Genomic DNA, 7,512 nt, shown 5'->3' on the forward strand with positions numbered 1-7,512 from the left:
AAGCCATCGTGAAGGTGGTCTTTTGAAACCGCGAGATTCGATACGCCAGCAACGCAGACAATCCTTCATGGACCAACCGTCCTTCGAACGGAAACAGAAACAATTGGTGACCACCGCGAGTTTCAATCCGCTCGATTAAAAACTGATCGCTTCGCGGCAGCACGCTCCAGCGACTTTGGATCTCGAACAAACGCCGCAATGCCTTCATCTCGCGTCCGACAAATTTGCCCGCCGCCGCTTGCTCGATTTTCAAACGCAGTTCGGCACTGAGCTCACTGGACAACGGCATTCGCCCGCCCATCCAGCGTGGTACGGAATCGGGTTCCCCCGTTGCTCGTCGGACATACGCGACATTGTCTCGCACGCGAACCAAAGAAACCAAACGGCCCGCAAACAGAAACCGATCTCCCGGATTCAGCTTTGATAAAAAGTGTTCTTCGGCGGTCCCCAGCGTTTTGCCTTTCAAAAATTTCACTTTCATCGACGCATCCGAAACGATCGTGCCGATGTTCATCCGGTGCGCCGTGATCCGCCGCCGATCCTCGACGATGTAGCGACCGCTATGCACATTGACGCGGTGAAAATCGGGATAAGCTTCGAGTGAACTTCCGCCACGCACCACAAAATCAAGCACCCATTGCCACTCGGGATCACTCAGCGATTGATAGGCGTACGTGGTGCGCAGCTCTTGCAATAATTCATCCGCGGTAAATCCCCCTCCGATCGCAATCGTCACCACGTGCTGTGCTAAAACATCCAGTGGTTTCCGCAGCAACGGCCGCGCTTCGAGGTGTCCTTTGCGAATCGCGTCTTGCGCGGCCGCAAGCTCGATCAACTCGATCGCGTTGGTGGGCACAAACGCCAAGCGACTCTCGGCATCGGGTTGATGACCGCTTCGACCGGCACGCTGCAGCAAACGAGCGGCACCCTTGGGGCTGCCGATTTGAATGACCAGATCGACCGCCGTGAAATCCACTCCTAAATCCAAGCTGCTGGTACACACAACCGCTCGCAAGGAACCATCACGCAATCCATTCTCGACCCAACGGCGAACGCTGGTATCAAGCGATCCATGGTGCAAGGCAATCTCGCCGGCCCAATCCGGCCGCTGTTTCAACAGATGTTGGTACCAAATCTCGGTTTGCGAACGGGTGTTGGCGAACACCAAGACACTTTTCACCTTCGCAATCAGTTCGGCAACTTGAGGGACCATTTTGGTCCCGATGTGCCCCGTCCAAGGAAACCGTTCCATGTTCGCGGGGATCAAGGATTCGAGTTTCAATCGCTTTTTCGTATAGCCCTGGATCACGCGAACATCGCCGACCGGGTCCACGCCCACCAACGACTCTTTGGCTTCGTCTATATTCCCGAGCGTCGCCGAAACTCCCCACGTGCGAAGCTGAGGATTCAATTTTCTCAAGCGGGCCAATCCCAACTCAGTTTGGATGCCGCGTTTGGTCCCCAGCAACTCGTGCCACTCGTCGACAATGACCGCTTCCAATCCCCGCAATTGGTCGAGCAGACGTTCATGCGTCAACATCAACGACAAACTCTCGGGCGTCGTCACCAGTGCCGTCGGCAACCGTTTGTTCTGTCTCGACTTGGCACTGGCCTTACTGTCGCCGGTCCGCGACTCGAGCAACCACGGTAACCCCAATCCCTCGATCGGAGCACGCAGTGAGGCTTCGGTATCGCCCGCCAGGGCTCGCAGCGGCGTGATCCATAAAACTCGCACCGGCGGTGGACGTTTCGGATTCCACTTGCTGCGATCGGGGTTCTCTTTGATCCACTTCAGGATCGGGCCTATCCAAACCGCCAGTGTTTTTCCGGTTCCGGTCGCCGAATGAACCAGTCCGCTCGCCCCGCTAGCGTATGCTCGCCATACCGATCGCTGGAAACGAAACGGCTTCCATCCGATTGACGCAAAGTAGCGATCAATCGATTGCAAAGGTGTTTCGGTTTGCGGTCGAGGTTGAAGCATTGGGCATCAAAATGGGGTAAAGGCTTCCGTGAGTGCTCCAGCGGTCTCTCCGATAGCCATTCAAGCGAAACCGAAAGTCTTGGCGACTTTCGCTACGGGAGATTTAGTTTGGCAAGAGGGCTAATAGTTCGCTTAATTGGTTTGCATCTTCGGGCTTCTTGTCATGACGCCAGCGGAGAATTCGTGGGAACCGAGTCGCAATCCCACTCTTGTGCCGCGGAGATCGCTGCAGTCCTTCAAACGCCAATTCCATCACCAACGTCGGCGTTACGCTGCGTACCGGACCAAACGACTCTTTCGTATTACGTCGGACAAAATGATCGACTTGCCGAATCTCTTTGTCATCCAATCCACTGTACGCCTTGGCAAACGGTACCAACGTCCCGCCATCCCATAACGCAAACGTATAATCCGTATACAAACTGGCTCGCTTGCCGTGCCCTTTTTGTGCATACAGAAGCACCGCATCAATCGTGTACGGAGCCACCTTCCACTTCCACCACGTCCCTCGCACACGGCCGACATCATACTTGCCGTCTTTGCGTTTTAGCATCAATCCTTCGGCATTCTGATCACGACTTCCTTCGCGAATTGTTGCCCAATGGTCCCACGACGGAGCCTCGATCAATTTCGTCACGCGTAGACTCGGATGCTCGATATCTCGCAATAAGTCGTCCAAGACGGTGCGTCGCTCGGCGAACGGACGCTCTCGCAAATCGATGCCGTCGCGTTCGAGCAAATCGAATGCATGGAACACGACCGGCACTTCTGCGAGCAATTTCTTGCCCACCGTCTTTCTGGCAATCCGTCGCTGCAATTGAGCGAACGGCAACACTTGTCCATCCGCCGTCGCCGCCAAAATTTCGCCATCAATCACGGTTCCATTGGGCATCAGCGCCGCTGCGGCATCGATCTCGGGCCAGCGGTTTTCCATCAATTCCTCGCCACGCGACCATATAAACGTCTGATCGCTGCGACGAATCACTTGACCACGAATGCCGTCCCATTTCCATTCGGCTGCGTAGTTGTCTGAATCCCCCAACGACTCGGGGCCTTCGTGGATATCGATCGGATGAGCCAAACAGAACGGGTAGGGTTGGCTCGCGACGGTGTCCTGCACATCAGGATCGACCAACTTTTGAAAGAACGCTGCGGTCGGTTTCCAATTGCCCATCAAGCGATGCGAAACCACATCCGCCGAGATTCCTGATTGCATCGCGATCGCCCGCGTCACCAACCGTTTGCTCACCCCGACTCGAAACGCTCCGGTGACCAGCTTCATGATTACAAACCGCATACTCGGAGTCGATTCACGCCAAATCTTGGTGATCGCTTCGCGTTGTTGCGTTTCGTCCATCGAGCGAAGGGGTAACAACCGAGTCTCCATCCACTCGGCGAGCGACAAATCGTCCACCAATTCGCCTGGCGGCACGACGAGGGCAAGCGATTCCGCCAAATCGCCCACTGCATGATACGATTCTTCGAACAACCACAACGGGATATTCGCTTCTTCGGATGCCCACAAACGCAGCAGTTTCGTCGGCACCAATTGCCGCGGCTTGTTGCCGGATAGGAAATACGTCGCCCAAGCCGCATCGGCGGCGGTCGCGTCCGCAAAATAGTCCGCCATCGCGGCGATTTTCTCGTTGGTCTTGGTCGTTGAATCCAAGGCGGTGAACAGGGCTGCGAAACGAATCATGACTCGTCTCCCTGGTCGACGTCGGGTGCCGATCCTTCGTCAACTTCGGCCGCCGAAGCATCCTCGTCGGATTCACCGCGACCTCGCGAATCGATCACGCGTGCATTTCGACCGTTCTCTTGCAAGTAGCGAGCCACTGCCGCGGTGTAGCCATGCGTCACCCAAACCATCTCGGGATCGCACAGCTGAACTGCCTGTAACAGCGATGGCCAATCGACATGATCACTAACGACGAACCCACGATCGACCGATCTCCGCCGCCGGGCTCCACGTACTGCCATCCATCCGCTCGCCATCGCAGTGCGAACGCGACCGAAGCGACGCATCCACGGTGTCCCATGAGCACTCGGTACCGCCACGACCATCGCTCCGCTGTAATCATGCTTTCCCTCGACCGAGCCAACATAGGTGGTTGGTGGCAGCGAGACCCCGGTTTTCCGATACGCCTCGGTTCCTTTTTCGACCGCCCCATGCGTATAGATTGGCCCGATGGTCGGATCCAATCCTGCAATCAATCGCTGGCTCTTTCCGACCGCATAGCCATACAACACACAACATCGGCCTTCGTCACGGGTGTCACGCCACCACTGGTTGATCGAATCGGTCATCGTTTGTTCGGGATCCCAGCGATAGACCGGCAAACCAAAAGTCGACTCGGTTACCAACAGATCACATCGGACCGGTTGCCACGGTTCGCAAGTCGGATTTTCCCCCAACTTGTAATCGCCCGTGACCACAGCCACCTTTCCCCGGTACTCAAGCCGCACTTGGGCTGAACCGAGCATGTGACCGGCCGGGTGAAAGCTGACGTCAACGCCTCGGATCTTGATCGATTCACCATAAGGCAAAAACTGAAACTCGGCATCATCGTTCATACGCATCCGCAACAGATGCTCACTCCGCTCAGCCGCCAAATAGCGACGACAACCCCAGCGAGCATGATCGGTGTGCGCATGCGTCACCACGGCGCGATCGACTGCTTGGTGCGGATCGATATGGAAATCGCCCGCGGCACAATACAGCCCTCTCGGTGTGGTTTCTAATAATTCGTTCATGTTGTTCTCGTTGGTCGCATCCGCGCAACGGTGTGCATCTTAAAGTAGCCAGGCATATTTCGTTCCGCAAATTTCATTCAACGGATGCGATCAGCTAAAAGTCCCTCGCTTACGCGTCGGGTTGTGATTTTTTTTTTAGCCGGACGCTCTCCCAGGGCCTTGTGTAATGCGTGAGACCCGGCCGCTCACGCGTCACGGCTCAAAAATCAACCTGTATTCCTGTTTATTGATCAAGTATCAGAGCCAGGTCCGCAACAAATTGCTGCTGCATCTGTGCGCGTCGATTGGGGTCGGGCATCCGCAGAATCGCGGCCGGGTGCCACGTTGCGATCGTACGCTTGCACCAATCGGTGGCAATCACTTCGCCACGTTGCTTGGTGACTCGAAAATCACGCCCGAACAGCGCGGAAGCCGGCGTCGCGCCGAGGCACACGATGGTCTCGGGGCGGATCGTCGCAATCTCCGCTTCCAACCAAGGCCGGCAAGCAAAGATTTCTCGCGAATTTGGTTTCTTGTGCAAACGCTGTTTGCCACGCTCAGTGAATTTAAAATGTTTGACCACGTTCGTGATGTAAACGTGATCGCGGTCGATCCTCAAACTTTGCAAGGCATCGTCAAGCAATTGACCGGCGGGTCCGACAAAGGGGCGTCCCGCGATGTCTTCGCGGTCGCCTGGTTGTTCTCCGACGATGACAATTCTCGCCGACGACGGGCCTTCGCCGAATACCATCTGCGTTGCACATTGATGTAGATCACAAGCACGGCAGTGCGTCGCAGCCAACTTCAGCGAATCCAACGACGTGTCGCTGGGCATGTAGTGCGTCGCCGTTTCGGCGAACCCTTCGTTGTTGGCAATCATCTCGGCCACGCGAGTGGGTGCTTGCTGAAGCAATTCGGGAATCAATTCGGTTTCGGGCAGCGTTGGCCAATGCCGCACCGGCATCTCGCGTTTCATCATCGAGACTTTGACGCGTGCAGGATTGAAGATCGATGCGTAATAGGTCTTCCAAAGATCCTCGAGCGAGTCCGCGTCGGGTGCCTCGCTGGCGGGAACGCCGGGACCATATCGTAATTCACGTTGGTCCCACGAAACCGATTCGTCGGGCGTCAAGATCGTCCAATTCATCGCCTTGAAGCGACGCGAGAAAAACGGAGCCGCCAACGTGACAATGCGGTGCTCGGGCCGATGCCAAGCGATGTAAATCGCCTGTTCCTTGTCTTCTTCGGCCTTGTCTTCTTCGGCCTCGTCTTCTTCGGCAAATCCCGCTTCCTGGGCAGATTCCGCGATCACTTTGCGAAACCGCACAAACGCTTTCATCTTATGCACGTCGCGAGTGACCGCCTTCTTCATCTGATTCAGCGCATACACATCGTCATCGGTCGAGATTTCAAGCAAATGCCGCTCGCCATGCGTCAATCGCCATAGCGTGCGGTACAGCAATTCCCATCGGCCCGCGTCCCGATGACAGGCAACGTGCTTGGCGATTTCCAGAAACGCAGGCGGCACCGTGGGGACGACCTTGCTCGATTCCGCGGCCGGGGCAACATCAAACAGCGAGGGCTGCTCCGCATGACTGGCGAAGTGAACTTCCGATGGTTTAATACCGCCCACCAACAACGAGCGTGCTTCATCACGCCACTGCGAAAACGTTTCGACATTCACGAAATAGGTCATCGCGTGACTACACCTCACCGGTTATCGCCGAGCTTGCCGCATCGAATAACATCAACTGTTGCGATTTCGGTGCGACTTGTTTGCCAAGGTTCAGCTTGTCGAGATTGGCAACGCCGGGATTGTGATCGGCGGTCAACACAAACACTTTGGCTCGATTCCAAGCGACTCGCAACTTTCGCAAGTCCGCGGTGCGAAGGTGCTTGTGCCGCCGCAGGCTCAAGATCCGCTGGACATTGCGAACCCCAATCCCCGGGATCCGCAACAACTCTTCCTGGCTAGCCCGATTCACATCGACGGGAAAGAAATGACGATTCGCCAGCGCCCAGGCCAATTTGGGATCAATCTCAAGCGACAAGTTCTGGTCCTTTTCGGCGACGATCTCGTTCGCCTGGAATCCATAAAAACGCATCAACCAATCGGCTTGATACAGCCGGTGTTCGCGAATCAGCGGCGGTGATTGCCCTGGCAAACGGGCATCGGCATGCGGAATCGGACTGTACGCCGAATAGTAGACGCGTCTCAATTTCTGGCCTGTGTACAGTTCCGATGCAGTCTTCAGCACCTCTAGATCGGGCGTCTCGGTTGCGCCGACAATCATTTGCGTGCTTTGGCCTGCCGGCGCAAACGAGGGGGGCTTGAAACCCGATGCTTGCTCTTGTTTCGTCTCGTCGATCTTGTCACGAATCCCATGCATTGCACTAACGATCTGCGGCTTCTTCTTTTCGGGTGCAAGTTTGTAGAGATCCCCTTCGGTTGGCAGTTCGATGTTCACACTTAATCGGTCCGCCCATTTCCCCGCCTCTTCGATCAACGATTGTGACGCATTGGGGATCGTTTTCAGATGGATGTAGCCGCCGTAATGCCTCTCGGTGCGGAGCGTTTTTGCAACCGCAATCAACTGCTCCATCGTGTAGTCCGAATTCTGGATGATCCCCGAACTAAGAAACAATCCTTCGATGTAATTGCGTTTGTAAAACTCCATCGTTAGCGACACGACTTCGTCGACCGTGAAACGAGCTCGCGGGGTGTCGCTGGAAACGCGATTGACGCAGTACTGGCAATCGTAGATGCAGAAATTCGTCAACAAGATTTTCAGCAGCGA

At 55.7% G+C, this 7,512-nt stretch carries 5 protein-coding genes; all 5 read right to left on the bottom strand.

Translation table 11 applies throughout. The features are described from left to right. The coding region (locus ABX962_RS24670; RefSeq protein WP_372723246.1) for a ligase-associated DNA damage response DEXH box helicase at positions 1-1,981 on the bottom strand (1,981 nt) is incomplete at its 3' end. A gap of 103 nt (positions 1,982-2,084) precedes the next feature. Then, a complete protein-coding gene (locus ABX962_RS24675; RefSeq protein ID WP_372723247.1) occupies positions 2,085-3,680 on the bottom strand; it encodes an ATP-dependent DNA ligase in 1,596 nt (531 codons plus the stop codon). After that, positions 3,677-4,735 carry a ligase-associated DNA damage response exonuclease gene (locus ABX962_RS24680; RefSeq protein ID WP_372723249.1) on the bottom strand — a complete coding sequence of 353 codons (1,059 nt, stop codon included), beginning with the start codon at positions 4,733-4,735 and terminating at the stop codon, positions 3,677-3,679. Before ABX962_RS24680 ends, ABX962_RS24675 begins: the two co-directional genes overlap by 4 nt. A gap of 223 nt (positions 4,736-4,958) precedes the next feature. Beyond that, positions 4,959-6,410 carry a UdgX family uracil-DNA binding protein gene (locus ABX962_RS24685; protein ID WP_372723251.1) on the bottom strand — a complete coding sequence of 484 codons (1,452 nt, stop codon included), beginning with the start codon at positions 6,408-6,410 and terminating at the stop codon, positions 4,959-4,961. A gap of 7 nt (positions 6,411-6,417) precedes the next feature. Continuing rightward, positions 6,418-7,512: putative DNA modification/repair radical SAM protein (locus ABX962_RS24690; protein ID WP_372723253.1), on the bottom strand; the 1,095-nt coding region annotated here is incomplete at its 5' end.

It is taken from the genome of Novipirellula sp. (assembly GCF_041583735.1).
Lineage (GTDB): Bacteria > Planctomycetota > Planctomycetia > Pirellulales > Pirellulaceae > Novipirellula.

Excerpts from the sequence above, each read along its gene's own strand:
- ABX962_RS24675 (WP_372723247.1), bottom strand. The coding sequence starts at position 3,680 with ATGATTCGTTTCGCAGCCCTGTTCACCGCCTTGGATTCAACGACCAAG.
- ABX962_RS24680 (WP_372723249.1), bottom strand. The coding sequence starts at position 4,735 with ATGAACGAATTATTAGAAACCACACCGAGAGGGCTGTATTGTGCCGCG.
- ABX962_RS24685 (WP_372723251.1), bottom strand. The coding sequence starts at position 6,410 with ATGACCTATTTCGTGAATGTCGAAACGTTTTCGCAGTGGCGTGATGAA.